Annotated in this window: 20 protein-coding genes; 14 read left to right on the top strand and 6 right to left on the bottom strand. The window is 37.5% G+C overall.

Annotated features, from left to right (window positions below; all coding sequences use genetic code 11):
- Positions 1-23 precede the first annotated feature (23 nt).
- Positions 24-1,535 (bottom strand): tryptophan halogenase family protein, encoded by a 1,512-nt coding sequence (locus tag ACPUVN_RS08555; protein ID WP_426370455.1) that lies wholly within the window; start codon positions 1,533-1,535, stop codon positions 24-26.
- A 326-nt stretch (positions 1,536-1,861) separates the two neighbouring features.
- Here ACPUVN_RS08555 and ACPUVN_RS08560 point away from each other — a divergent pair, with 326 nt between their 5' ends.
- The 3 genes from ACPUVN_RS08560 to ACPUVN_RS08570 all read left to right on the top strand — a co-directional run bounded on the left by ACPUVN_RS08560 (position 1,862) and on the right by ACPUVN_RS08570 (position 7,345).
- On the top strand, positions 1,862-5,053 hold the full coding sequence (locus tag ACPUVN_RS08560; protein WP_426357032.1) for a TonB-dependent receptor: 3,192 nt from the start codon (positions 1,862-1,864) through the stop codon (positions 5,051-5,053).
- A gap of 369 nt (positions 5,054-5,422) precedes the next feature.
- Complete coding sequence (locus ACPUVN_RS08565; protein WP_426370456.1) at positions 5,423-6,757, top strand: aminotransferase class V-fold PLP-dependent enzyme; 1,335 nt, start codon at positions 5,423-5,425, stop codon at positions 6,755-6,757.
- 63 nt (positions 6,758-6,820) lie between these two features.
- Positions 6,821-7,345: a RidA family protein gene (locus ACPUVN_RS08570; RefSeq protein WP_426357030.1), complete on the top strand. Its 525-nt coding sequence runs from the start codon at positions 6,821-6,823 to the stop codon at positions 7,343-7,345.
- A gap of 182 nt (positions 7,346-7,527) precedes the next feature.
- Here ACPUVN_RS08570 and ACPUVN_RS08575 read toward each other — a convergent pair whose 3' ends face one another.
- Both ACPUVN_RS08575 and ACPUVN_RS08580 read right to left on the bottom strand, forming a co-directional pair.
- Positions 7,528-7,953, bottom strand: a complete 426-nt coding sequence (locus ACPUVN_RS08575) for a hypothetical protein (protein ID WP_426357029.1) — start codon at positions 7,951-7,953, stop codon at positions 7,528-7,530.
- Between the two features lie 79 nt (positions 7,954-8,032).
- Positions 8,033-9,112, bottom strand: coding sequence for a site-2 protease family protein (locus ACPUVN_RS08580; RefSeq protein WP_426357028.1), 1,080 nt, complete (start codon positions 9,110-9,112; stop codon positions 8,033-8,035).
- A gap of 251 nt (positions 9,113-9,363) precedes the next feature.
- Here ACPUVN_RS08580 and ACPUVN_RS08585 point away from each other — a divergent pair, with 251 nt between their 5' ends.
- Positions 9,364-9,777, top strand: a complete 414-nt coding sequence (locus tag ACPUVN_RS08585; protein ID WP_426357027.1) for a LexA family protein — start codon at positions 9,364-9,366, stop codon at positions 9,775-9,777.
- The gene (locus ACPUVN_RS08590) at positions 9,765-11,021 is read left to right on the top strand and encodes a Y-family DNA polymerase (protein ID WP_426357026.1); all 1,257 of its coding nucleotides are present in this window, start codon (positions 9,765-9,767) and stop codon (positions 11,019-11,021) included. Before ACPUVN_RS08585 ends, ACPUVN_RS08590 begins: the two co-directional genes overlap by 13 nt.
- A 109-nt stretch (positions 11,022-11,130) precedes the next feature.
- Here the strand turns inward: ACPUVN_RS08590 and ACPUVN_RS08595 are convergent, their stop codons facing one another.
- Together ACPUVN_RS08595 and ACPUVN_RS08600 are read right to left on the bottom strand one after the other, a co-directional pair.
- Positions 11,131-11,592, bottom strand: a complete 462-nt coding sequence (locus ACPUVN_RS08595) for a RidA family protein (protein ID WP_426357025.1) — start codon at positions 11,590-11,592, stop codon at positions 11,131-11,133.
- Positions 11,593-11,730: 138 nt separating this feature from the next.
- The gene (locus ACPUVN_RS08600; protein ID WP_426370457.1) at positions 11,731-13,293 is read right to left on the bottom strand and encodes an amidohydrolase family protein; all 1,563 of its coding nucleotides are present in this window, start codon (positions 13,291-13,293) and stop codon (positions 11,731-11,733) included.
- A gap of 363 nt (positions 13,294-13,656) precedes the next feature.
- Here ACPUVN_RS08600 and ACPUVN_RS08605 point away from each other — a divergent pair, with 363 nt between their 5' ends.
- From ACPUVN_RS08605 to ACPUVN_RS08640, 8 genes are all read left to right on the top strand, one after another.
- A complete protein-coding gene (locus tag ACPUVN_RS08605) occupies positions 13,657-16,044 on the top strand; it encodes a TonB-dependent receptor (protein ID WP_426370458.1) in 2,388 nt (795 codons plus the stop codon).
- Positions 16,045-16,282: 238 nt separating this feature from the next.
- Positions 16,283-16,543: a DnaJ domain-containing protein gene (locus ACPUVN_RS08610; RefSeq protein ID WP_426357022.1), complete on the top strand. Its 261-nt coding sequence runs from the start codon at positions 16,283-16,285 to the stop codon at positions 16,541-16,543.
- A gap of 60 nt (positions 16,544-16,603) precedes the next feature.
- On the top strand, positions 16,604-17,074 hold the full coding sequence (locus tag ACPUVN_RS08615) for a hypothetical protein (RefSeq protein ID WP_426357021.1): 471 nt from the start codon (positions 16,604-16,606) through the stop codon (positions 17,072-17,074).
- A 388-nt stretch (positions 17,075-17,462) separates the two neighbouring features.
- Positions 17,463-18,110, top strand: coding sequence for a hypothetical protein (locus tag ACPUVN_RS08620; RefSeq protein ID WP_426357020.1), 648 nt, complete (start codon positions 17,463-17,465; stop codon positions 18,108-18,110).
- A gap of 79 nt (positions 18,111-18,189) precedes the next feature.
- Complete coding sequence (locus ACPUVN_RS08625) at positions 18,190-19,107, top strand: DUF6178 family protein (protein ID WP_426370459.1); 918 nt, start codon at positions 18,190-18,192, stop codon at positions 19,105-19,107.
- Positions 19,108-19,219: 112 nt separating this feature from the next.
- The gene (locus ACPUVN_RS08630; protein ID WP_426370460.1) at positions 19,220-20,122 is read left to right on the top strand and encodes a radical SAM protein; all 903 of its coding nucleotides are present in this window, start codon (positions 19,220-19,222) and stop codon (positions 20,120-20,122) included.
- Positions 20,123-20,606: 484 nt separating this feature from the next.
- Positions 20,607-21,416: a spondin domain-containing protein gene (locus tag ACPUVN_RS08635; RefSeq protein WP_426370461.1), complete on the top strand. Its 810-nt coding sequence runs from the start codon at positions 20,607-20,609 to the stop codon at positions 21,414-21,416.
- Between the two features lie 16 nt (positions 21,417-21,432).
- Positions 21,433-22,290, top strand: a complete 858-nt coding sequence (locus tag ACPUVN_RS08640; protein ID WP_426357016.1) for a spondin domain-containing protein — start codon at positions 21,433-21,435, stop codon at positions 22,288-22,290.
- 134 nt (positions 22,291-22,424) lie between these two features.
- Here ACPUVN_RS08640 and ACPUVN_RS08645 read toward each other — a convergent pair whose 3' ends face one another.
- The gene (locus ACPUVN_RS08645; RefSeq protein WP_426357015.1) at positions 22,425-22,967 is read right to left on the bottom strand and encodes a TrmH family RNA methyltransferase; all 543 of its coding nucleotides are present in this window, start codon (positions 22,965-22,967) and stop codon (positions 22,425-22,427) included.
- A gap of 189 nt (positions 22,968-23,156) precedes the next feature.
- On the opposite strand from ACPUVN_RS08645, the gene ACPUVN_RS08650 reads away from it, so the two are divergent.
- Positions 23,157-24,437 (top strand): leucine-rich repeat-containing protein kinase family protein, encoded by a 1,281-nt coding sequence (locus tag ACPUVN_RS08650; protein ID WP_426370462.1) that lies wholly within the window; start codon positions 23,157-23,159, stop codon positions 24,435-24,437.
- Positions 24,438-24,455 lie beyond the last annotated feature (18 nt).

The raw sequence follows: 24,455 nt of genomic DNA on the forward strand, positions 1-24,455 counted from the left end.
GACGGGGATATACGTTGACCAAGTCATGATACATATCGATTTAAAAAGGTTTGATGATCTTTAGCCTGATGTAAACCTAGCTTGATATCTTCGCGCATCGCATTTGCTTTAGAACGTATATCATTTATATCAAACGCTCGTACCCTAGGGTCGACATTGTGTGGTATCAAGTTTTGTCCAAGTAAAACGGCAACCCAACTGGGCGGTAAAAACGCGCCTATTTCATAGCGTTGAATGTAGGCTCGATGCATCCATAAATCTAGTTTTTCTTGTAGGCTATCGGGTAATGTCATATTTTTAAAATATGCCCACATAGGGCTATCATTGCGGTCGTTTGCTACATAGTGTAATAACAGAAAATCTCGAATACGCTCATATTCTAAGCCCATCTGAGCATTGTATTCAGTAATATCTAGTTCATCTATTATCACTGTTTCTGAGGTGGTTTTTTGATCATCAATCGCTGGAAATAGCTCAATTAACTTAGTAATGCCTTCTTGAATTAAATGAATAGATGTTGATTCGAGTGGCTCTAAAAAACCTGCCGATAATCCAATAGCAATAACATTGTTTTTCCAAAAGTGATTTCTACGCCCTGTTTTAAACTGAAGTTTACGAGGCTCAGCTAACACTTTACCGTCTAATTGCTCTAAAAGTGAGTTTTGAGCTGCATCGTCACTAATAAACTGACTGCAGTAAACATGACCATTGCCAGTACGATGCTGTAACGGAATTCGCCATATCCAACCCGCTTCTTTAGCTGTTGAGCGCGTAAATGGAGTGAGCTGTTCTGTACGTTCACAAGGCACAGCAATAGCTCGGTCACAGGGTAACCAGTTAGACCAATCTTGATAGCCTGATTTTAAGCTTTGCTCAATCAGTAAACCACGAAAGCCTGAGCAATCAACAAATAGGTCGGCACGAATACGTTGGCCATTCTCCAGTTTTAATTCTGAAATATTTCCATTTATCTCATTTAATGAGGTATTAACGACTTTACCTTCTATTCTATTGACCCCGAGTTTGCATGAAAATTCGCGTAAGTATTTAGCATACAAGCTTGAATCAAATTGATAGGCATAACCAAAAGAGTTTTTTAAATCGAGTGCTCCCATCTCTGGTATATTAAATTTGTTATACTTTGCGGCAGCAATACCAAATGCATAGCCTTCTAAATTGCCTAGGTCTTTATTTTTCTGAGCTAACAACCAATACTGGTAAAAGTCGACTGAATTTATTTTTTCGCCAAAGTCACCAAAAGGATGAATATAACGCTGCCCCTTTCTTCCCCAATCAACAAACTCGATGCCTAGTTTAAATGTTGCTTTGGTTTTACGCATAAAATCGCGTTCGTCTATACCTAAAGTCTGATTGAAGAATCTTATATGTGGCAAAGTGGCTTCACCAACTCCAACGGTACCAATCTCTTCAGATTCGATCAGGGTAATTTGAAGTTTTTGTCTTGAAAATTTCTTGGCAAGTGCCGCCGCCGTCATCCATCCAGCAGAGCCCCCTCCCACTATACATAAGTGCATAATCCGACCTGTTTATTATCACTAAATTTCGCTTTTGTTTTCATATTTACCGCAAAATTTAAAATATTATTAATAAATGTGACATGATGCTATTAATTATATGTTAACGCTAACATTTTAACGGTAACATATAATATATTGTAAATAAAATCGTAAATTATAAGGTTGACCTTTCTTAAATTACCTTATTGTCATATTGAATATAATGTGTTAAAAATATAATTGTCATTTAGACTATAATAGAATAAATATAAAAATTCAGGGGATTTATTTAAATGTTTAATAAAAAGATATTAACTACTTGCATCTTAGCTGGGCTAGGATCAATGAGCGTATCAACTATGGGGTATGCTGAAGAAGCTACAGTAGCCACCGAAAAAGAAGTTGAGGTCATCCAAGTTACCGGTATTCGTGGCGCACTAGCCAACGCAGCTGAAATCAAACGTGAATCATCAACATTTGTAGACTCAATTACCGCATCTGACGCATCGGCCATTCCTGATTTGTCAGTTGCAGAAGCTTTGGCACGTATACCAGGCCTTACAGTTTCTCGATTTACCGCTGGTGGAACTAACGGCGATTTTCCTTCTCCTGAAGGTTCAGGTAACTTAATTCGTGGTCTTGGTTTTATTCGTTCAGAATTTAACGGACGCGATGCATTTTCAGCAAACGGCGGTAGAGCTTTAGATTGGTCTGCCGTACCTACACAACTTGTAGGGCGTGTAGACGTTTTCAAGAACCAACAAGCTGACCTAATTGAAGGTGGTATTGGTGGAACAATTAACCTACAAACACTTGCACCATTCGATAATGAAGACGGAATAGCACAAATTGCTATTGATACTGTTTATACAGATATACGTGAAGAATACAGCCCAACATACAGTGGTATATTTGGTAAAAACTTTACTACCGATAACGGCAAGTTTGGCTTTGTAGGCTCATTTTCTTCATCTGAATTACAGTCAGACATTAATGGGTATCAAACAGGCTCTCTTACTCCTCGCGATAATATATCAGCCTCTAATTTTGCTGATGGTCAAGAAGCAACAGACCCTGTAGGCAATGTGGCTTTGGCTCCTGGTTTCAATTTACGTACAAACGAAGTTGACCGTGAAAGAGAGAGTTATTATCTTTCTGGGCAATGGCGCAGTGCTGATGAAAATCTTGAAGTATTAGTTAAATACGTAACCGTAGAAAATGAAGTGAATGGTCTTGAACGCACCTCTGAATGGTTTAATGACGCTGAGACGGTGAGATCTGGAGGTGTCGAAATTAGTGATTTGGTTGTGTCACCATTTACGTCAGACGGTATCCCTAAATGTAATGGTACTAACGAAGAGTTTGCTGGCGAATGTGATGAGCTAATCCCTGTTAGCGGCTTAATGGAAGAAGGACTGATAACAGATGATTTTAGAAGTTGGGCTGGCGCGTACGGATTGCGAGTATCTAACCTAGGTATAGGTAAGCAAGAACACTCAAAAACTGATGATGTTAGCATTAATGTTAAATGGCGTGCCACAGACCAATTGATTGTTGAATTTGATGCTCATAAAACAACAGCCGAAGCGTCTTTCGAAGAGCAATGGATTGGTGTAAATACATTTTTAAACGTGTTTTCTCGTCCTAGTTTAGATAACCCATATTTAGAGTTTTCTGTTGATCCTCGCACTAACATAAATGAAGGCAACCGCCAGGATGGTGGCACGGTTCAAGTTCCGTACTCAGCGCCTACTAGTCCGTCAGATCCATCGGGTTCTTATGTTGGTTTTGCAAACGACTCATTCAAGGAAGGCGAAGGCGATTTACAAGCAGCCAAGCTTGACGTTGAATATGAATTTGACGACTCAGACGGCTGGTTCCAGTCTGTAAAAATGGGTGTTCGTTATTCAGAACGTGAACAAATCAACAAAGAAGCAGGTAGTAACTGGAAAGGAGTCACCCCATTATGGGGCGGAGGCGTAGCACCATTAAATTCGTTAGATAAAAATATTTACGAAGCTGTGGATCTTAGTGATTTCTTTCGTGGTGGTGTAGTCGGTGGTGAAAATACCACGCTACTTTTTGCTAATAAAGACCTATTGCGTAACCCAGAGTTATTCTACGATTATTTACAGGCTGAACCTGATTTCGCAACATCATTCTATTCGCCATTCGCGGGTGATACTAATCTTGGCGAAGAGCCTGCTAATTCAGATCTGAGACGTCGTGCAAATGATGGTAGTTATAGTAAAATTTATGCTCCCAGTGGTGTTTCAGATGTTATTGAAGAAACGTTCAACTTGTATGCTATGGTCAAATTTGCTCAAGACTTTGACAATGGAATGTGGCTAGAAGGTAATGTAGGCTTACGTTATGTTAAAAATACATTGACTTCAAATGGTCGACTTGGTTATGACAACTTTGCTGTAGATGTACAGGAACTTGAAGATCCCGAGCAATATCCAGATTACACGCAAGAGCTGGAAGATCGTGATGAAAAAAATGATTTTTTGCCTGAAACAGAAGCCTATTTACAAACATTAGACTCTGTAAGAAAAGTCGACGTTGAAGATGAGCATTGGTTACCTTCGTTAAATGTTAAATTAAACCTGAACGACGATATGCTCATCCGTTTTGGCGCGAGCAAAGGTGTTACTCGTCCAAATATGTCAGACCTGAGTGCTACTCAAACAATAAGCGCCAAAACCAGTGAAGTTCGTTTTCCAAATCCAACTGACCCAGATGTTGAGAGAGAACGTGGATTAGTAAGCAGTACCTTACAAAATGTTCGTATCAATGGTGGTAATCCAGACCTTGTAGCAACCACAGCGAACAGTTATGACATTTCATATGAATGGTACTTCGAAACTGGTTTTATTACCTTTGGTGTGTTTAAAAAAGATATTGAAAACATCGTACAATATGGTGTTAAACCTGTTGATAGTATTACCTTAGACAACACACAAGTTAATGTTAACTTCAACGGTCAACTTAATTTAGCTGAAGCCAAAGTTTCAGGTTTTGAAGTTGCTTATCAAGATTTCTTTACTAGCTTACCAGGTATATGGAAAAATTTGGGTATTCAAGCCAACTATACCTTTGTTGAGGCATCGGCCACGCCACCGCCACAGTTTTTAGATGCTAATGATGATGGAGTACCTGATTCAGCTGATACTACTTTCCGTTTTGGCTTAGATAATCTTCTTGGTCAATCAGAGCACACAGCTAACCTAATTGGTATTTATCAAGATGATAAGTTAGAAGTTCGTTTAATTTATAACTATCGTTCAGAATATCTGAATTCATATCGTGACTTTGTAACGGGTAATCCAGTTTTCCAAAAACCTACTGGATTCTTTGATGCGTCTGTTAGATATCACTTTAATGACAACCTAACGGCAAACTTTTTAATTGCAAACATCACTGACGAGAAAAACAAGTCAGAAACGCAAATTGATGAAGCGGGTACTCGTTACCAACGCTCTAGCTTCTTGAATGACCGTCGTATGCAAGTAGGATTAACTTACAAGTTTTAACTTAAACAGTTATTGGCATATTTAAGCAAAAAAGGGAGAGGTTAACCTCTCCCTTTACTTATGTTTTTATTTAAACCTTCAGTAATAAACGCAAAATACACAATCCAACCATTTCCCTACAGCAGCACCACCATAATACCTTCAAGCTTTACCTTACTAACCATCCCACCAACAAAATTTAAATTCTACTTCTGCTCTATCGCGAAAGTGATCAAACACCGTAAAACCCAAACCATAAACCCATAACATTTACTTACATTACAAAACGCTCTTTTTATTCTATTGGCTCGGCTTATGCTTTATCTACGACAACTTTACTATAAAAAATACCTAACTATATAAATACACATCAAAAAAGGAATTATTGTGGTGAGCAAAGAAAGCAAAGTATTAAGTCGTAGAAATGTACTCAAAACCTTAGGGGCTGTCGGGGCATACTCGATAACAGCTTCAGGATTAACTCATGCTAGTACACAAATAAACGCAACTAACGATGTTAATTTCCCTAAAATCCCAGCAGGTCTTTCACCTGAGTTATTAGCCCAAGATGAATCATTTTGGGCTAAAGTTGCACAACTTTATGACAAAGCACAGGGAATTGTGAATCTTGAGCATGGGTATTGGGGAAAAATGTCTCTTCCTGTGCAATCTAGTTTTATTGAAGCCACCAAGATGGTTAACACCCAACTGTCGTTTTATGCCCGTAAAAGCTACAACAAAGACACAGAAAAAAGCACAATAAAAGTTGCTGAAGCGCTTGGTGCACAAGCAGAAGAAATTGTTCTCACCCGTAATGCTACAGAATCTGTTCACAATTTAATTAGGCAATACAAGGATCTGGGAGAAAACGACACAGTGCTGTTCACCGATATCGACTACCCTAGTTTTAAAGAAACCATGCAATGGTTAGCCAGCTCACGAAACCAAAAAGCGGTAGAAGTTGTACTTCCTGCACAAGCTAACCAACAACAAATTATAGACTTATATACTCAAGCTTTTGATAAACACCCTAACCTAAAACTCATGTTACTTACCCATGTGAGTAATCAGCACGGTTTAGTTTTACCTGTTAAAAAAATCGCTAAAATTGCAAAACAACGAGGAATTGATGTTATTTGTGATTGTGCTCAATCTTGGGGTTTACTTAACTTTAAAATAACCGACCTCGGTGTAGATTGGGCGGGTTTCAATTTACATAAATGGATTGGTTCGCCTGTAGGTGTTGGTGCGCTTTATATGAAAAAAGGCTCACTGGAAAAAATATCGCCCTACCCAGGAGAACACGATGCAAACAACACAAATGCCAGTACCAGAGTTCATACAGCTACAACAAACTTCGCCTCAATTTTAACCATACCTGCTGCGATTAACTTCCATCAATCTATCGGACCAGCAAATAAAGAAGCTCGTTTACGACACTTACGTTCACTCTGGACAAGCGAAGCTAAAAACATGCCTCACATCGAAGTACTCGGTGGTTTAGATGAAGAATCATCTACCGGTATGTGCTCATTTCGCTTACAAGGAAAAACATCGCTAGATGACGCCAAGCATTTACAAAAACGACTAGAGAATCAATTTGGTGTATTTACCGTTTTACGTAAAGGCCTAGCTAGTGGCTGTTGTATACGTATCACACCACAAATATTTATATCTGCTACAGAAGTGCAACAACTAGTAAAAGCTATGAAAGCGCTTGCTTAAAAATACTTTAATAAATCGTCACTTAAATAAATAACCATTACCTTCAATAAAATTAGGAACACTATGAAAAAACTTATCTTTTGCTCAATGTTATCTGCTGCCTTAGTTCTACCATTAAGTGTAAGTGCTCAATCAACAACGCCAGAGCAGCGTATTGAAAAAGCGGGTTTTGTATTACCTGAAGCCACTAAGCCTATTGGTAACTACGTAACATGGCGACTGTCTGGTAAAACCTTATATCTATCAGGACACGGAGCTTGTGAAGGTAAAAGTGTATTAGGTAAGCTTGGCGACACCCTTAATGTAAAACAAGGATATGAAGCCTCACAACAAGTAGGTTTATGTGCATTAGCAACAATAAAATCTGCCATAGGTGATTTGTCTAAAGTGAAACAAGTATTACAAATTTCAGGCATGGTAAACGCCACCTCTTCATTTACCGATCACCCTAAAGTGATTAACGGCTTCTCAGACATGTTTGTTACCGCGTTTGGCGACGATGGTAAGGCTGCAAGAGCCGCTGTAGGAATGACTAGCTTACCCGCTAACTGGGCAGTTGAAATAAGTACTATTGTAGAATTGAAGTAGATTTAACTTTAATTTTAACAAAAAAAACCAGAAGTTCTTTAGTAGAGACTTCTGTTTTTTATAAACTTATAAGTTAGCCATTCATTTGCAAGTTCAACTATTCCATTACTGTTCAAGTTATTCAGAATGTATAACGCATACGCTTCTTTTGGTTTCATACATATGTCTCAGTGGGGTATTAGCTATATCCCACAATCATCAGATTTGATATTTAAATTAAAAAAAGGTTTAAAGTTATCTTTATCAATAAGGTCAATTGAAATGTACCTACCATTTTTTAACTTCTTAATATAATGAGGATAGTTACAAACCTTTTGGATTATGAATTTTCTATAGTCTTGCTTGATTTGATCAGTATTATTTCTTTTAGGATTTCCGTCAGAATAATTTAGCTTTATGAACACTCCATTGCCAGAGCGGTGAGAAATAATAAAGGTTAAGTTTTCTTTGAAAAAATACTCGCTTAACTCCTCAGTTTTTTTCTTATATTGGTAATCAGGATAGCTTCCCCAAATGGTAACTATAATCAAAGGTATAAAAATGGCCGCCAAAAGAATTCGACCTTCTTTATGAGCGTACCATGTAAGAAATTTATAAGGATCAAACACTGTTATTCCTAGAGATATGAAAGCCTTTTGTTATTTAATCTTTGAAAACCATTTAAGTTAACGCTTATTAAACTACAACCTAACTATTCAATATTTTAAGTGGTAACGACAATGCTCCATTATCTGTTTGCCCTACTAACCAAATAATCGCGCTTAAACCACCTACTGTTAATACATACCACACACCTGAAACGATTTGCGCATAGCGATTAAGTGGTAGTAGTTGGCTTAAGTGTCGGCGTTTGTATTCAAAAAATATTTCAACACAACCAATAGCGAGTAAAAAGCCTAACAGTGCTAAGCCAAACTGGTAGCTGATGTAAATACCGAGTGCTGCGCCTAATATACATGCCACTAAACCAATGCGTGAATTTATAGAGAATGCGATGCTTTTCAGTACGTGTCCGCCATCTAACGGCAATACAGGCAGTAAGTTAAATAAGTTAAGTAGTGCGTTAAATACAGCGATGCCTGCCAGTATTTCTATGTCGGTTATCCAATAGCCAATTAACGCAGCTACCGAGAGGATTAAACCAAAAAATGGTCCCATGATGGATATAACAACGTCTTGCCAGCGGGTGTTAATTTTGTCGTCGCTAAGTGCTAAACCGCCCACAAAAGGAATAAGGTAAATGCCTTTGGTTTTTAGTCCAAAGTATTTCATGGCTTTAATATGACCATATTCGTGAAATACTAAACAAAGAATTAGTGCGATGGCGAATTCAATTGAAAACAACCAGCTGTAAGCTGCCAAGCTGCCTGCAGCAAATAATACTTTAACAATTTTTGCGCTTTTAAGGAGTTTTAAGCCTAAGCCTGCCATGCCTACAAAGCTGAATTTAAAAGGCTGTTTTTTGTTTTGGCTAACGTCGCGTTGTTCTATGTCTTTTTCGTGGAGGCTGTTTTCTTCAACAAGTTCGTCGTTAATGAGTAGTTTGAATTGCAGATCAAATGGCTGCCATTCTAATGAACCATTAAGCTCTACGTGAAGTTCGCCTTGTGCATTTTGCAGAGGAAACTTATGTACAAAGTTGTTGTTTTCGGCACTGGCATCTATTTGTGATACACATTGATCGTCCCAAAATAGTTGCTGCCACCCTGCCATTGAACCTTCTAGGCGTAATGTTTTGCCTAAACATTGTGTTTCTAATAATTGCACTTTATAAACTCAATAAAAATAAAACCTTGCACGATTATCGCTATATTTTCTGATGCTTCAAGGTTTATCGAAACTATTCCAGTATTCGGCTTTTAATTGAACACTCTACTAGGTGTTTGTTAGTTATTTGTTAGGGAGCGATTTGTTATCTGGTAGAGAATAGTCGGTTTTTATCTTTCTATTTTGAATAACGACAACTATACTGTATAAAAATACAGTATTTAGTTTTTTGTAAAAGGTATAGATGTTTTATGAAAGTTATTCCGATATTTGCAGAAGCTGGCATTAGTGGTTTTGAATCGCCAGCGGCAGAATATAAAGAATTAGGTTTGTCGTTAGATCAATTATTAATTAAGCACCCTAATGCGACGTTTATTGGTCAAGCAAATGGTGATTCTATGCAAGGTGTAGGTATTTTTAATGGTGATTTACTGATTGTAGATAGATCGTTAACGGCAAAAAATGGCGACATTATTGTGGCTAATTACAATGGCTGTTTTGTGTGTAAGCTTATTGATAAAACACAAGCGCGCTTGTTGTCGGCTTCAAGCGATCATCCGCCTGTGCACATTAAACCTGAAGATGAGTTTCAACTAGAAGGTATAGTCACGCGCTCAATTCGGCTACATCAAAAGTCGCCTGAAATTACTTTATGTACGCACTAGTTGATGCAGTATCTTTTTATGCCAGTGCAGAGAAAGTATTCGATCCCAGTATACGTAACAAACCTGTTGTAGTTCTTACCAATAACGACGGCTGTGTTTGTGCGGTATGTCCTATTGCAAGACGTTTAGGTATTCCTAAGTTTATTCCCTATTTTCAAATTAAAGACTTTTTAAGTAAGCATGGCGTTGTTGTTCGCTCGTCAAATTATGAGCTATATGCCGATTTAAGCGAGCGCATGATGAATGTGATTGCCCGTTACTGCGACAACCAATATATCTATTCGATTGATGAGTCTTTTTTAGAGTTTAAACAATACGATGGTTTAATTAATGATTGGCATAAATACGGACACGAAATACGTAGAGCCATTTGGAAAGAAACGCGCTTACCTGTGGGTGTCGGTTTTGGCACAACGCCAACATTAGCAAAAGCCGCTAATCATGCAGCCAAGAAGTTAGCGGGGTTTAACGGTGTAGCTGTGATTGATAGCCAACAATCAAGCTTGCCTATATTACAAGAAATGAAAGTTACCGATGTATGGGGTATTGGCAACAGGTTAAGTAAAAAGCTTAATTTGTTAGGCATAAACACAGCACAACAATTAGCTCAACAGTCGCCTCAGCACATGCGAAAACAGTTTAGCGTATTGGTTGAACAAACGGTGAATGAGCTAAATGGCGTTGCTTGTTTGTCTTGGGATAAAGTTAAAGCGCCTAAGCAAGAGATATTCTCTACACGGAGTTTTGGTGAACGAGTGACTGATTATGAAACGCTCATGTTTGCCTTAGTCACTCATGGCGTTATTGTGGGTAAAAAGCTACGTAGGCAAGGATCCTTAGTAAAACGTTTATTAGTTTTTGCTGCTAGTTCGCCACACGATACACAGTATTATAAAAGATCTCTGATTTTTGAATTTCAGGTAGCCACCAATAACAACAGCCAAATAGCCTCTGCCATTAATATTCTTTTACGTGAAATATTCAAAACAGGTATTCACTTTTATCGCTGCGGTGTAGGTGCTGTTACCTTAGAAAGTGAGCAATATCAGCAACCCGACTTATTCTCGCCGATACAACCTAGCCCTTTAATTATGGATTGTTTCGATAAGGTAAATAACCGATATGGCCAAGGGGCAATAACTTTAGCGAGTGAAGGCAAAACAGATAAGTGGCAAATGCGACGCAGCTTTTTATCGCCACAATATACAAGTAGTTGGCGTGATATTCCTAAAATAGGTTGTTAGTAATATCACCTAATATGCTAATTAATTTACTAGCCAAGGTATTAATTAAGAGGTATCAAATAAGCAAAAACTTGTTTTACCCTTGATACCTTTTTGAGAAAGTCTGTAATTAACTAAAAACAGCCATACATTCAACTTCAACTTTTGCGCCTAAACCTAATCCGCTTGTACCAAAAGCACTACGTGCTGGATATGGCTTGCTGAAAAATGAGGTGTAAATTTCGTTAAAACGCGGCCAGTCTTTCATATCAGCTAGCATAACCGTACATTTAACAACATTTTTCATGGTTAAGTCGTGAGCAGCAAGTATTGTTTTAATGTTATTCATGGTTTGTGTGGTTTCAGCATCAATACCACCTTCAACAAGCTTAAGTGTGCCTGGAGTTACGGCAAGCTGACCTGAAATATACAGTGTATTGTCAACACGAACAGCTTCTGAAAATGGCATATTCGCTGATTTAGGAAACACACTGCCTGTATCTAAATATTCAACTTTAGCGCTTGAACCTGCATAAAGATGACTTGTGAATAAAAGTGTAGCCAGCGTAATAATTGTTGATAATTTTTTCATTTTATCTCCTTTGTTTATTGTTCATGTTAGCTCCTAAAAATAAGAACTAACATTGAGTTGTTCGTGATTGATGATAATAAAAAGTTAACTTTTATTTATCTATTTGAACTCTCTATTTTACCTACCTATTTCATTTCCCTATTTAACTTCTCTTCTAATCGCTTTTCCTGGCATAGCTGTTCTTATTAATTCACCATTTTCGATAATAGGCGTGCCGTTTACAATAACGGTTCTCATGCCTGCAGACGTTAATATAGGTTGTGCGAATGTTGCTCTATCAGTTAATTCAGCAAAATTAAAAATAACAATATCGGCATCTGCACCTTCTTGAATACGGCCTTTAAATTTCATTTGAGCCACACTATCTTCTAAAATTTGTGCAGGTATTAACGACATTTTTCTGATGGCTTCGCTTAACGATACTTTTTTACTTTCTTTAACAAACTCTCTAATGAAGCGTGAATAAGTACCCGCAGATCTTGGATGTGTTTTAGCGCTTTCAGGTATAGGCCAAACATCACCAGTTACCATTCTACGTGTTTTAGAATCAATTAATGGCATACCGTCTGAAGCAACCGCACCGTTAGGAAATAGCTGTGAGATGTTGTATAAATGTTGATCTGACTCTGAATGTTCAGGATCTAAATAACGAAAAATGATAATAGCTCTAGGATTTTTATCTTGTAACTCTTTAAAAGTTGTAGCATTAAGCACTTTGCCATTATATGAAAAATCACTTTCACTAGCGTTACCTAATCGCTCTTTCCAATTTTCGCCACGAAACATTTGTCCGCCAATAGCCGTACTCGCCGCAGCATAAGGATAAGCTTCAACCGAAATATTAACACCCTGCTTTTGTGCATTTAATACCAGCTCAGCTACATCTTCAATATCACGTGCGCTTGTGCTATTTAAATGAGAAATATGCGCATGAGCACCCGTACTTGCCGCAACAGAAATCAGCTCTTGGTAAGCTTCAAATGCACTGTTTGGCTCTTCTGCACTAGCAAAACGAATATGGTTAAAGGTAGACACATTATGTTTAGCGGCTAGTTTATGTAGTTGGTAATATTCTTTTCTATTGGAATTAGGGCTATATCCCGACAAAATACCCACACCCAATGCGCCAGCATTAATTGCTTTTTCAACAATTGTTATAATTTCATCTTGTTGTGTTTTAGTAGTGAGCTTTGAGCTCCAGTTAGGTAAAGAAAACACACCTAGGGCTTCTCCTGGAATACCATTAAAGGTTGCACCATCTAACACCATAGCGCGCGCCATCGACCAATTAGCTGAAGCGCCATAATTTATAGGTCGTCCTTCTTTCGCTATGTTACTGTAAAACTTATCAACTTCGAGTACACCTGCTTCTAATTCTAATGCGGTTGTTACACCGTCAAATGCTTGTAAACGTGCAGAAGGTAATAGCTGACCATGAGCATGTAAATCAATAAACCCTGGAGAAACCACTAAACCTGTTGCATCAATGATCTTTTTCCCTTTGATAGACGATTCCGATATTTTAGCGATTTTTCCTGCTGAAATACCTACCCAGCGTTTAGCGTCTAATCCTGTTTCAGGATCTATTACTCGTCCATTTTTTATCACTACATCGTAATTTTCAGCCAAGCTGACAGACGTAAAACTTATGGTGGTTGCCATAACAAGCGATGTGATCAATTTATTTCTATATATTTCCATTATTTATCCTCAGCTACTACTTGGTTTTTATGAATATTATTTAAACGCGTAATATGTGTCCTTGCTTAATGTGTATCTGTTTAACCTTTACTTACGTAACAAGAGTATAGGCGGTCTTCTTATTAAATATAGTTTTAGCATGCTTAAATAAGTCACTTAATCAGCTAAAAGCGAATAAAGCAAATTTAGCGTTCGTTAATATTAAACACTTGCTTTTCAAGTGACTAGAAAATATAAAAACACTCAGGTAATTAATAAATAGTTATCTAGCTAAAAACACATGGATATGTTCATATCTGTACTATTATTAATCTATATAACAAATTAAAGCCGTTTAAGTAAAAATAACTGGGGAGTTTTAACATGGAAGCAAGAAAATTTCGGTTCAAGGTACTATCTACAGCCATCATCACCATTTTATCTGCACAAAGTTACGCACAAGACACTACAGAAGTTGAAAATAATCAGCTTGAGCGAATAGAGATAACGGCACAAAAACGTACGCAAAATATTCAAGAAGTACCTGTTTCAGTCAGTGCGTTTACAGGTGAACAGCTAAAAAACAATCATATTACAAGCTTGGTTGATGCCTCAGACATGATGCCCAATGTAGAAATATCGAGTACCAGTTCAATGCCGCAAATATATATGCGAGGCATAGGCGCAGGTATTAATTACGGCTTTGAGCAATCGGTAGCACAATTTAAAGATAATATTTATATGGGTCGAGCTATTATGGCTAGAGCCCCTGTATTTGATGTAGAAAGAATTGAAGTGCTTAAAGGCGCACAAAGTATTATGTTTGGAAAAAACGCCACAGCAGGTGTTATTTCAACCATGACTAAAGGCGCAATTAACGATACAGAAGGTTCGTTCAGTGCAAGTTATGGCTCTCACTCTACTCTCAGTCTTGAAGGTATGTTCAATACCGCGATTAATGATAATTGGTCTGCTCGTATTGCTGGTGTACTTAAAACTACCGATGGCTTTATGGATAACAACCTCGACAACAACGATATTCGAGGCGTAGACCATATAGACGGACAAGAAAATTCTGGCGTAAGACTTTCGCTACAAGGCAACTTAGATAATGGTTTATCGGTTGGTCTTAAAGTTGAACATTCAGAATCAGACTTTGAATTAAGTTCTCGACAATATTATGTAGATAACGAAGCGCTAGCTGCGGCGATTGATCAAGGTCATTCACCTGGACTTACCGCTTTATTAGACCCTAACGCGATAATAGATCAACGAGTAGAGTTTGATGATACTGCAGGCGACCAATCTCCTTTTAACGACAACTTCGAAAGCGATACCGCTGTTTTAACGTTGGAATACGATTTAGGTAACAACACGCTTACCTCAATAACCAGTTATCAAGATTACACATGGAATAATGCTTACGATCCTACTTATTCTGAACAAAGCTGGATAGCACTTGATAGAACTGAAAACTTTGATCAGTTAACGCAAGAATTTCGCTTTGTAACGCCTGAAGCTGATGTTGGAGGGGTCGATTATATTGCAGGTTTATTTTATACCCGTCAAAACCTAGACCTTAACCAAAATGCTGACATATTCGAATTTCCGTCAGTGCCTATTCCAGACAGTCGTTATGGCTTACTTTCTGACTTTGCTTTAGATGAATGGAGTATTGCCGCGTTTACCTCAATAGGCTGGCAAGTAAATGAAAAGCTAAAACTTGATTTAGGTTTGCGCGTTGATAAAGAAAACAAAACCGTTACTTCATCTCAAGAAACCTTCACCGCAGACCTTGGCATACCCGAAGCTAACGCACTAGGTATAGCAGATTCAATTTTAGCGGCATTTGGTGCAGGTAATCATCGTCTTGATGAAGAACGTGACGAAACTCATTTCTCGCCTAGTTTAAAATTAAGCTATCAAGAAAATAAGAATCTGATGTATTACGCCAGCGCAACGGTTGGTAGTAAAGGTGGCGGGTTCGACGGAACCTTATTAAATAACACGGGTATTATGGGCACAAGCTCACCTTCTGGCGACCCGTATAATCACTTCAATCCTGCGGTTATTCCTTCAGACTCTTTTGAATATGAAGATGAAGAGGCAACTGCATTCGAAATAGGCTTAAAGTCAGACATTTTAGATGGCAGAGGTAGAGTGAATGTTGCTTACTACTATACCCAATTTGATAATATGCAAGTATCCGCATGGGACGGACAAAGTTATGTTGTAGATAATGCAGCAAAGTCTATCGTGCAAGGGCTTGAAACAGACTTCACCTTTATATTAAACGATTACTTTTATGTATCAGGCGCAGCAGCTTATTTAGATTTTGAATACGATAGCTTCGAAAACGGTGTCGCTACTGTATGGCAAGATAAAGTAGAAGGCTTAGGCGGACAAAACTTAACAGGTAGACGTGGCGTATACTCTCCTGAGGTTACAGCGAGTTTTTCATTAAATTACGACGATGAACTAACAAGCTCAGTGTTGTTATCAAGTAACTTATCGGTGAGCTACTCTTCATCGTTTTACACCGCGTCAGATTTAGATGAACAATCGAAGCAAGATTCATTTGCTAAGCTTAACTTTCGTATCGGGCTAAGTGATGCAAACGATGGGAAATGGAGTGTTGCCCTTCTAGCTAAAAACTTAACAGACGAACAAGTAGTACGTTCATCACAAGATTTACCTGGTAATGCATTCGCTTACTGGGTGTCGATAGATCCACCACGCACCTACACAATCACAGGAACTTATAATTTTTAGTTAATACTTTAAGCTTAATTTTGCAGTTTTTGTGTGGTCTATAACAAATAGGTATCGAAGTTTAGAAATTCACTTCGATGCCTTTTACACACCAAGTCGCTTAAATAAGTGGCAGATCGACGCCTAATCGAAAATAAGCAAACATAATGATTTGAATAATACAGCTGCGAAGGTAGAATTAGCCTTATTATAACAACACGCATTTAAATGTTGTCTGGCAAAAGGTAGCAGTATATTTATGGATCATTTTGAACTATTAGGTGTAGGTAGAGCAGCAACTACCGTTGAAATTAAAAAAGCTTATCGCAAGCTTGCTAATAAATATCATCCCGACAGAAATGATGGTGAAGAAGCCAAAGAAAAATTCCAATTAATTCAACAAGCTTACGATGCGATTGTTGATCCTAAAAAGCGTGCTTTATATTTAAAAAGTAACTACACCATAATCACAGATCCACGCGAAGTGGCTGATGCATTTTGGAATGGTGCATTAAGTTAAGCACTTATTTAATAATATAAATTAACGATTTTATTAAGACTCTCCAACTGGAAATAATAAATGCAAACCCAAGTAAGCATACCTGAATATTTAAGCGGTGATTTTTCTATGTATCTAGAAAACATGACCTCTTTAGCAGATCCTGAAAATCCTGATCTGTTAAGCAATTACTTATCTAATTTGTTCAAGCAATTGCAAGCAATGCCGTTACTGTTTACAGGCATGCCCGATCAACTTGCTATGGCGATTTCTACTAAAGTAAGAATCGACAGTGAAAACTTAGCCAAAGTTGATTTTTCTCAAGACCCTTCATGGGCTGAAGTAAAAGCTTTTGTTGGTGTTCATGCTGATGCGAGAGCCTGCATAACTGAAATAATGGAAAATGCAGAGCAAGATTTGAAAAACGCTATTTTATTAATTCATTTTTATAACAGCTACGATGCAACACCGTTGAAAGCTGAAGAAAATGATGACGACGATGATTATGGTTCTAACGGGTATGAATCCGACGATTATGATGAGAACTATTAAAAATATAATCTCGATAAGCATCAAATAAACGAACTAATACCAAACGGATTAATTTATTGAGCAACTTAGAGCTACATTAACAAGCTTAGAACAAGCAAAATTGATTAAACATAGTTATTCTATATTTTTTTAATTTTGTGATGTTATCAGTTTGCTAATGAGCTCCCAAAGGGCGAGAATTTAAAGGCTCATATGCCGCGTTATTGATTTTGACAAGGGAATAACCATTCTCTTCAATCAATGCCTCGCCTACATGGATGTAGGTGCTTAGGTTCAGTCTGGAACTATGAACCTGTGCCTCTAAGCCTTTAAAATTCTCGCTAAGTGAGCAATAAATTAGTTCGTTGGGTATAAATAAAATAACAAACAAAAGCTTTAAGGAATTCCTTTGACTAAAAATGCATTAATTCTAGCCACCGATATTATTGAACAAGCACAACAAAGCGGTAGACGCGCTGGCACATCTTTAGAAGCAATAGCTTCAGAACAAGGTGACGAAACTATGCTTGCCGTATTAACGGAGATGGATATTTTAACTGTTGCTAAAATAGTGCGAGAGCACGATGCAACTATCCCATCAATTGCGACTTGGTTAATGGATGCTGAATCAATTAAACAGCTACTTAATGTTGAACCATCTTATTGGCAAAACATGGAAGAAGACGAGGTGTTTTGTGCACAAACTGAAGCACATAGTTTGTTAACGCAAATTTTCTTATCGTCTGATGATGAAGAAAAACAGCTTGAAGTATTAAACGCTATTTATCACGACGACTTCGGACTTTTATATTTGTCTTTACCGTTTGTTGGTCACGACTTTTCAGAAATAGAAGAAGACGAAGAACAAACTTCGGGCAGTATTGAAGAGCTATTAATGAAGATAAAATCGTTAAGTGAAGAAGCCTACCGTGAAGTAATGACAGTAAGTACAAATGGTACACTTGAAAACATTGAAAAATCATTAAAACAAAACGCGAACAAACAACGCGTTACCGCTGTTGAAATGGATACCGACGATATGTTCGCACCACTTTAATTATATAAGCATTTAATATTTAAAGTTTTATAGAGAAACCAACATATTATCATCAGTATTATTTGATTAGGAATCATTAATGAAAATAGCAGAGTTACGTAATCATCCCTTTCTCCTTTTAGTATTAAAAGACGGAGAAAGTGAAGGCTATTTTACGCCAGAATATATGCATAAAGCTAAGCAGCAACTGTCTGATATGTCGCTACGTATAGCGTCAGACAATTTATCAATTATTTATGCTGATCAGATTAGAAAAGGCTGTGAAATTGTACTCGGTATGAGTAATTTAGGTTTGTTAGATCTTTGCGATAACGATACCGAAAAAGCCAAAGAAATATTACAAACCCAAGGGATTGTTTATTGCTTTAGAGCTGGCTGGGCAAAGTATGCAAAATTGAAAGAAATTTCTCCTTCATACTTTGAAGAAGTATCTATCACCAATTATGCCCTATCCGTTAACGATACTTCTGATATCAGATTAATGCATAACGCGATAGAAAAAACAGGTAACGAAAGCGCAATGCTATTGAACATTTATAAAAGCATTGCCTCGGTTTATTGTGCTAATACTATTCTTGTTGATAATGATGAAGACATCCTACAGTTTGAAATACAAAAATTCTTAAACTCTGCGGTGACTTTATTATTAATAGACACTGACAAAAAGAAATACACCAATAGCTTATACGAAGAGCTAATCTCGTACCTTACAACAAGCGATCAGGTAGATATTTTTGATAAGCTTGAAACTTGTATAGAAAACATAAGTAAACAGCTACCTGTTGCTGCCAGAAATTATTTAGATGAACTGAATTTATTAGAATTTAGCGATCTTAAAGGTTTAATTGAACAGCAGATGGATATATCAATTTTCATCCCTGATATATTAGAACTTCCCGTTTCTGTAATGAATGAATTACACGATGATTTTGATGGTGGTTACGACTTCCATGCAGATGACGATGAAGACTTAGCTTACCTATTAGACGATAAATAAAACACGCTAGGGCTGCTTTCAATAGCAGCTCTAATACTCTACTACTAAAAGTATTAAGCAGTAGAGTCCTCAGTAATATATCAAAGAAATAAGCTAAAACATTGAGCCCATTATGTACCCATTAAATTATATAGAACCCGTTTTTCGTCCACCAAGTGAATGGAAAAGTTTAATATTACAAGTCACTAATGGCTGTTCTTATAATAAGTGTACCTTTTGCGACATGTATACAGCTGACAACAAAAAATTCAAACCTAAAAAAACAGATGTAATCGAGCAAGAGTTACTTAAAATAGTTGCTTCTGGCTTACCTGTAGGTCGTGTGTTTTTAGCCGATGGCGATGCCATGATGCTACCTTTCAATCGCTTAAAAGAAATTCTTCTACTCATTAAAACGCATTTACCACAAGTCACCCGCGTTTCAAGTTATTGCTTACCAAGAAACTTGACCAATAAAACCGTAGAGCAACTTACCGAGCTAAGAGCGTTAGGTTTAACCTTAGTTTATGTTGGTTGTGAAAGTGGCGATGATGAAGTTTTGCAGTTAATTGAAAAAGGCGAAACCTACAAGAGCTCTCTAATCGCCTTAAATAAAATTAAACAAGCAGGTATGAAAAGTTCGGTGATGATTTTAAATGGTTTAGGCGGACCTGAATTATCAAAGCAACATGCAATTAATTCAGCTAGGTTAATGAATGCAGCTCAACCTGATTTTTTATCAACCTTAGTGGTCAGCTTCCCTTTAGGTGAAGAGCGTTTTGCTAAAAACTTTATAGAAAATAACCATCAGCCATTTCGCTTGTTAGAACAGCAGGAGCTTTTTCAAGAAATGAAGTTACTGTTATCAGAACTCGAATTAGAAAAAACCATTTTTAGATCAGACCACGCCTCAAACTACCTTGTATTAAAAGGCGTGTTAGGTAAAGACAAAGCAACACTGGTTAATACCGTACAAATGGCGATAGACAAGTCTACTCATATTCCACTACGACAAGAATGGCAAAGAGGCTTGTAGTATTAGTTTAGAGCTAGGTAATAAGAATTATGTGCTAAGGCTGTGTACTTCTGTCTGAGAAGTCACAGCTAGATAATATGCGTAAGCCCTCCTATATACAGAATTCAATTCTCAGCTTTTATAAAATATTATATAAGAGCTAAAAAAATACTTTATTATTTGCTTCAACATTGAACACAACAAACGATTCACCCTACTTCACCATTATCTAGCCCAAGCAGAACTAAAAATCATCAATACATAATACCTTGGTTTTAAACGTTGAATTATTAAGCTGTTTCTCTCTTACCTGATGATTATCATTTCACATAAAACATAAACCTAGCCTTTATTCAAAATAAAAAACGACCTAAACCTATGAAATAAAACACAATAAATACTTGTTATGGAATTGTGATGAATTCGTGAGGTATTCCTTTAGGGCAAACTTTATATTGTACCCAGTTCAACAACTTGCACTCCCAAAATAATAAAGGAAAACAAAATGAAATTAACAAAATTAGCTTCTGCTGCAATTTTAGCAATGGCAGCATCAGGTTCTGCAAATGCAGTTGTAGTAGACGTACAAATTACAAACCTAACTCACGCTCAAACATTTACTCCACGTTTAGTTATTGCTCATGATGCAACTTATGACGCTTTTGAAGCGGGTCAAGATGCTTCTACTGCACTTGCATGGTTAGCTGAAGCGGGTGTTATTGATGATGCACAGAATGCTGATTCTAGTGGCCAAAACTTTGAAGCAGAGCTTGGTCCTGTTGATACAGACAATGGTGCTAACACATGGCACAGATTTGGTGGAACTTTAGGTCCATCTGCTTCTTTAAGCTACCCGTTTGATACTATGGATAAGCCTTACTTATCACTATTAACTATGTTAGTTCCAACTAACGATACTTTTGCTGGCTTAGATAGTATAGAAATTCCTACAGAAGCTGGAACTTATACTTACACGTTACATGCATACGATGCTGGTACAGAATTAAATGATGAAATAAACAGTACTCGTACAGATGTTGTAGAAGCTGGAACAGGTAACGCGTTAGGCGGTTATGGTTTACCAGGTGTTGCTGGTGTTGGCGCTTCTCCAGTACCTTTAGGTGTTGGCGGAACAGGTGTTGGCGCTGTAATCGAAAATGGTGAAATTGAAGATGGTACAGACGGTCCAGTACATATTCACAGAGGTATTTTAGGTGATACTAGCCTTACAGGTGGAGCAAGTGATTTAGACTCAACATCTCACCGTTGGTTAAACCCTGTTGCTCGTGTAACTATTACAGTTCCAGCGTCTTAATCGAAGGAAACTCAATATGAAAAATCAATTATTCAAAGTAAGTTTACTAGCAATGTTAGTTACTATAACTTCCGCTTGTACCTTCGATGGTGATGATGGAGCTACAGGTGCAGCTGGCGCTGCGGGTGTTGTTGGCACTGCAGGTGCCGATGGTACAAACGGTCTAGATGGTGTGGACGGTGAAGATGGTGCTCCGGGTACAAATGGTAATTCAGCCGTTTATACTGTTCATTTTAACAACCTAACGTTTAATCAACCGATGAGCCCTGCTGCCGTTATTTTACATGAACCTGGCTACCATGCTTTTGTAGATGGCGAAACTGCTAGTGTAGGTATTGAAATGTTAGCTGAAGCTGCTGACCCTGCTATGTTAATCAGTGAAGCAACAGCTTCTGCTAATTACCTTGACTCAGCTTCAACAGGTTCAGGTACAAACCCAAGATCGACTAGTGCTGCAGCAACGTTAGTTGTTCCAGACCTTGATGTTGATAACCTACGTCTTAGTTTTGCAAGTATGTTAGGTAATACTAACGATGGCTTTACGGGCTTAAATGCTATGGACGTAAGTGGCATGGCTGTAGGCGATTCTACTTCATTTATGGCGCCAACTTGGGATGCAGGTACAGAATTAAATCTTGAGTCAGCATCAACAGTTCCAGGTCCTGCAGCAAGTGCAGCTGGTGGCGGTGGAGCTTCAGCAGGCTTTAATGCTGCTCGTGACGATTTATTTGACCGTGTTCACTTTCACAGTGGTGTAGTTTCAAATGCTAACGCTGATGATGCAAGTATGGAAGGTTTAAGTTCGTCTGTATTAGATGAAAGTCATCGTTGGAACAATCCAACAGCAAAGATAACTATTACTCGTACACGCTAAATTAAATTTGAGTGAAGTTAATTTAAGTTAGATTAAAGAAGTTAACTCTTCGAAGCAAAAGCCTCTTTTTACGCAATGTAATTAGAGGCTTTTTAATATGTGTTTTTAAATATTAATTTTTGATTGAAACGCTATTAACCTAACTTACGTACTTGGCTCGCACATTCAGCTAAAACAATCGCACCAGCCGTAGATACATTCAAAGAATTTCCCATACCAAACATAGGTATATGTATTTGATGATGGCTTAATTTTAATGCCGCTTCACTGACACCTTTGCGTTCATTACCTAAGACTAAAACACTCGCCTGAGGATAACTCACTTCTTTATAATCAACAGATTCGTGACAAAGCTCGACACTAAACACCGTATAGTTTTCATCTAATAAGGCTTGTAAACTTGTAGTGGTGCTATCACTATATTCAACCGTTACCCATTTAGCTTCATTGCGAGATGCTTTTCGTAACTTCTTATCAGAGATAGTTAATTCACCACAGACTATTATTTTTTCTATCGCAAAAGCATCAGCTAATCGAATAAAAGAACCAATATTGTAGCTATTGGTTACATTGTCTAACACCACAATTAATGGCAGTTTTGGCTTTTGGAGGTACTCGTCTCTACTAGGTTTGGTTTTTCTGAGGTCGTCTTTGTTCATTTGCATTGCTGAATGCATGATATATATCCTGTTAACGCTTTGGTATTACTGGGCTTATGTTTGCTATTGACCAGATTATATCAAGATTCGTTGGAACTGACTGAAACCATTCTTAATATTTCTTAATTTATTCAGCAATAAGCTTTGGCTTGAAGTAAACTACACCGCGACAATTATCTTATATTATCTAAAAGCAGTAAAACTTCTATGCAGACTCTATCTCAATTAAAAAATGGTGACTTACTGGGCGTTAAACGCTTAGCACTTTCTGAAAACTTAACTTCATTTCCTCTCGAAATTTTAAGTTTGGCTGACAGCTTAGAAGTATTAGATTTATCGAATAACCAATTAACCTCTTTACCTAAAGAGTTAGTTCAATTAACTAAACTCAAAATGTTTTTTGCTTCTGATAATCCTTTTACCACTTTGCCTGAAGTACTTGGACAATGTGAAAGTTTAGAAATGGTCGGCTTTAAAGCGAATAAAATTAGAACGGTACCTGCAAATGCCTTACCTAAAAAGTTACGTTGGTTAATATTAACGGATAATTGTATTAAGCTTTTACCTGATACTTTAGGCGAATGCACTCTATTACAAAAACTCATGGTTGCAGGCAATCAATTAACTGAACTGCCACTCACCATGGCGAAGCTGAAAAATCTTGAGTTAGTGCGTATTTCAGCTAACCAACTCAACGAGTGCCCTACTCACTTATTACAACTACCTAAGCTTGCTTGGCTGGCTTTTTCAGGTAATCCTTTTAGCAAAGCTCAAACAGATACTACTAGCTTTGATGAAGTTGTTTTGAATGAAGCAAACATTCAGACTTCCGTTCCTTTAGTCCCATCTTCTAGTTACGTCTTACAAGAAGAACTTGGGCGCGGTGCATCAGGTGTTATTTCACGCGCCGTATGGAAAGAAAATCAATCAAAGTTTCCTAATGAGATCGCTGTAAAAGTATTTAAAGGCGAAATAACGAGTGACGGTTATCCAAAAGATGAATTACAAGTTTGTTTAAAAACAGGTAACCACAAAAATATTGTTCGCTCTTTAGCCCAAGTAAACGAAGACGGTTATTTAGCGCTTATTATGGGATTGATACCTGCAGGTTATAATAATTTAGGCTTACCACCCTCTTTGAAAAGCTGTACTCGAGATACTTTTCCCACTGACTTCACTTTAAGTATTCATCAAATAAGTAAAATAGTGTCGCAGATGCAAGACGTGTTTGAACACTTACATAGCAACCAAGTTTCTCATGGCGATTTGTATGCTCATAACACCTTATTTGATGATGAAGCGAATATTATATTTGGTGATTTTGGCGCGGCAACCATGTACCACATGCTAACAAGCGAACAGCAGCTATTAATGCAACAGATTGAAGCGCGTGCTTTAAATCACTTTATTGATGATCTATTGAGTGTTTGCTGTGAGCAAGATAAACACAGTGAAGTTTATAAAAAATCACTCAAAAAAGTAGGCTAAACATTTAGTTTCTAATGA

The sequence above is a fragment of the Pseudocolwellia antarctica genome, assembly GCF_049933045.1.
Classification (GTDB): domain Bacteria; phylum Pseudomonadota; class Gammaproteobacteria; order Enterobacterales; family Alteromonadaceae; genus Pseudocolwellia.

Coding starts and splice junctions, on each gene's coding strand:
- ACPUVN_RS08555 (WP_426370455.1), bottom strand. CDS start 1,535: ATGCACTTATGTATAGTGGGAGGGGGCTCTGCTGGATGGATGACGGCG.
- ACPUVN_RS08560 (WP_426357032.1), top strand. CDS start 1,862: ATGAGCGTATCAACTATGGGGTATGCTGAAGAAGCTACAGTAGCCACC.
- ACPUVN_RS08570 (WP_426357030.1), top strand. CDS start 6,821: ATGAAAAAACTTATCTTTTGCTCAATGTTATCTGCTGCCTTAGTTCTA.
- ACPUVN_RS08585 (WP_426357027.1), top strand. CDS start 9,364: ATGAAAGTTATTCCGATATTTGCAGAAGCTGGCATTAGTGGTTTTGAA.
- ACPUVN_RS08590 (WP_426357026.1), top strand. CDS start 9,765: ATGTACGCACTAGTTGATGCAGTATCTTTTTATGCCAGTGCAGAGAAA.
- ACPUVN_RS08595 (WP_426357025.1), bottom strand. CDS start 11,592: ATGAAAAAATTATCAACAATTATTACGCTGGCTACACTTTTATTCACA.
- ACPUVN_RS08600 (WP_426370457.1), bottom strand. CDS start 13,293: ATGGAAATATATAGAAATAAATTGATCACATCGCTTGTTATGGCAACC.
- ACPUVN_RS08605 (WP_426370458.1), top strand. CDS start 13,657: ATGGAAGCAAGAAAATTTCGGTTCAAGGTACTATCTACAGCCATCATC.
- ACPUVN_RS08610 (WP_426357022.1), top strand. CDS start 16,283: ATGGATCATTTTGAACTATTAGGTGTAGGTAGAGCAGCAACTACCGTT.
- ACPUVN_RS08615 (WP_426357021.1), top strand. CDS start 16,604: ATGCAAACCCAAGTAAGCATACCTGAATATTTAAGCGGTGATTTTTCT.
- ACPUVN_RS08625 (WP_426370459.1), top strand. CDS start 18,190: ATGAAAATAGCAGAGTTACGTAATCATCCCTTTCTCCTTTTAGTATTA.
- ACPUVN_RS08630 (WP_426370460.1), top strand. CDS start 19,220: ATGTACCCATTAAATTATATAGAACCCGTTTTTCGTCCACCAAGTGAA.
- ACPUVN_RS08635 (WP_426370461.1), top strand. CDS start 20,607: ATGAAATTAACAAAATTAGCTTCTGCTGCAATTTTAGCAATGGCAGCA.
- ACPUVN_RS08640 (WP_426357016.1), top strand. CDS start 21,433: ATGAAAAATCAATTATTCAAAGTAAGTTTACTAGCAATGTTAGTTACT.
- ACPUVN_RS08645 (WP_426357015.1), bottom strand. CDS start 22,967: ATGCATTCAGCAATGCAAATGAACAAAGACGACCTCAGAAAAACCAAA.
- ACPUVN_RS08650 (WP_426370462.1), top strand. CDS start 23,157: ATGCAGACTCTATCTCAATTAAAAAATGGTGACTTACTGGGCGTTAAA.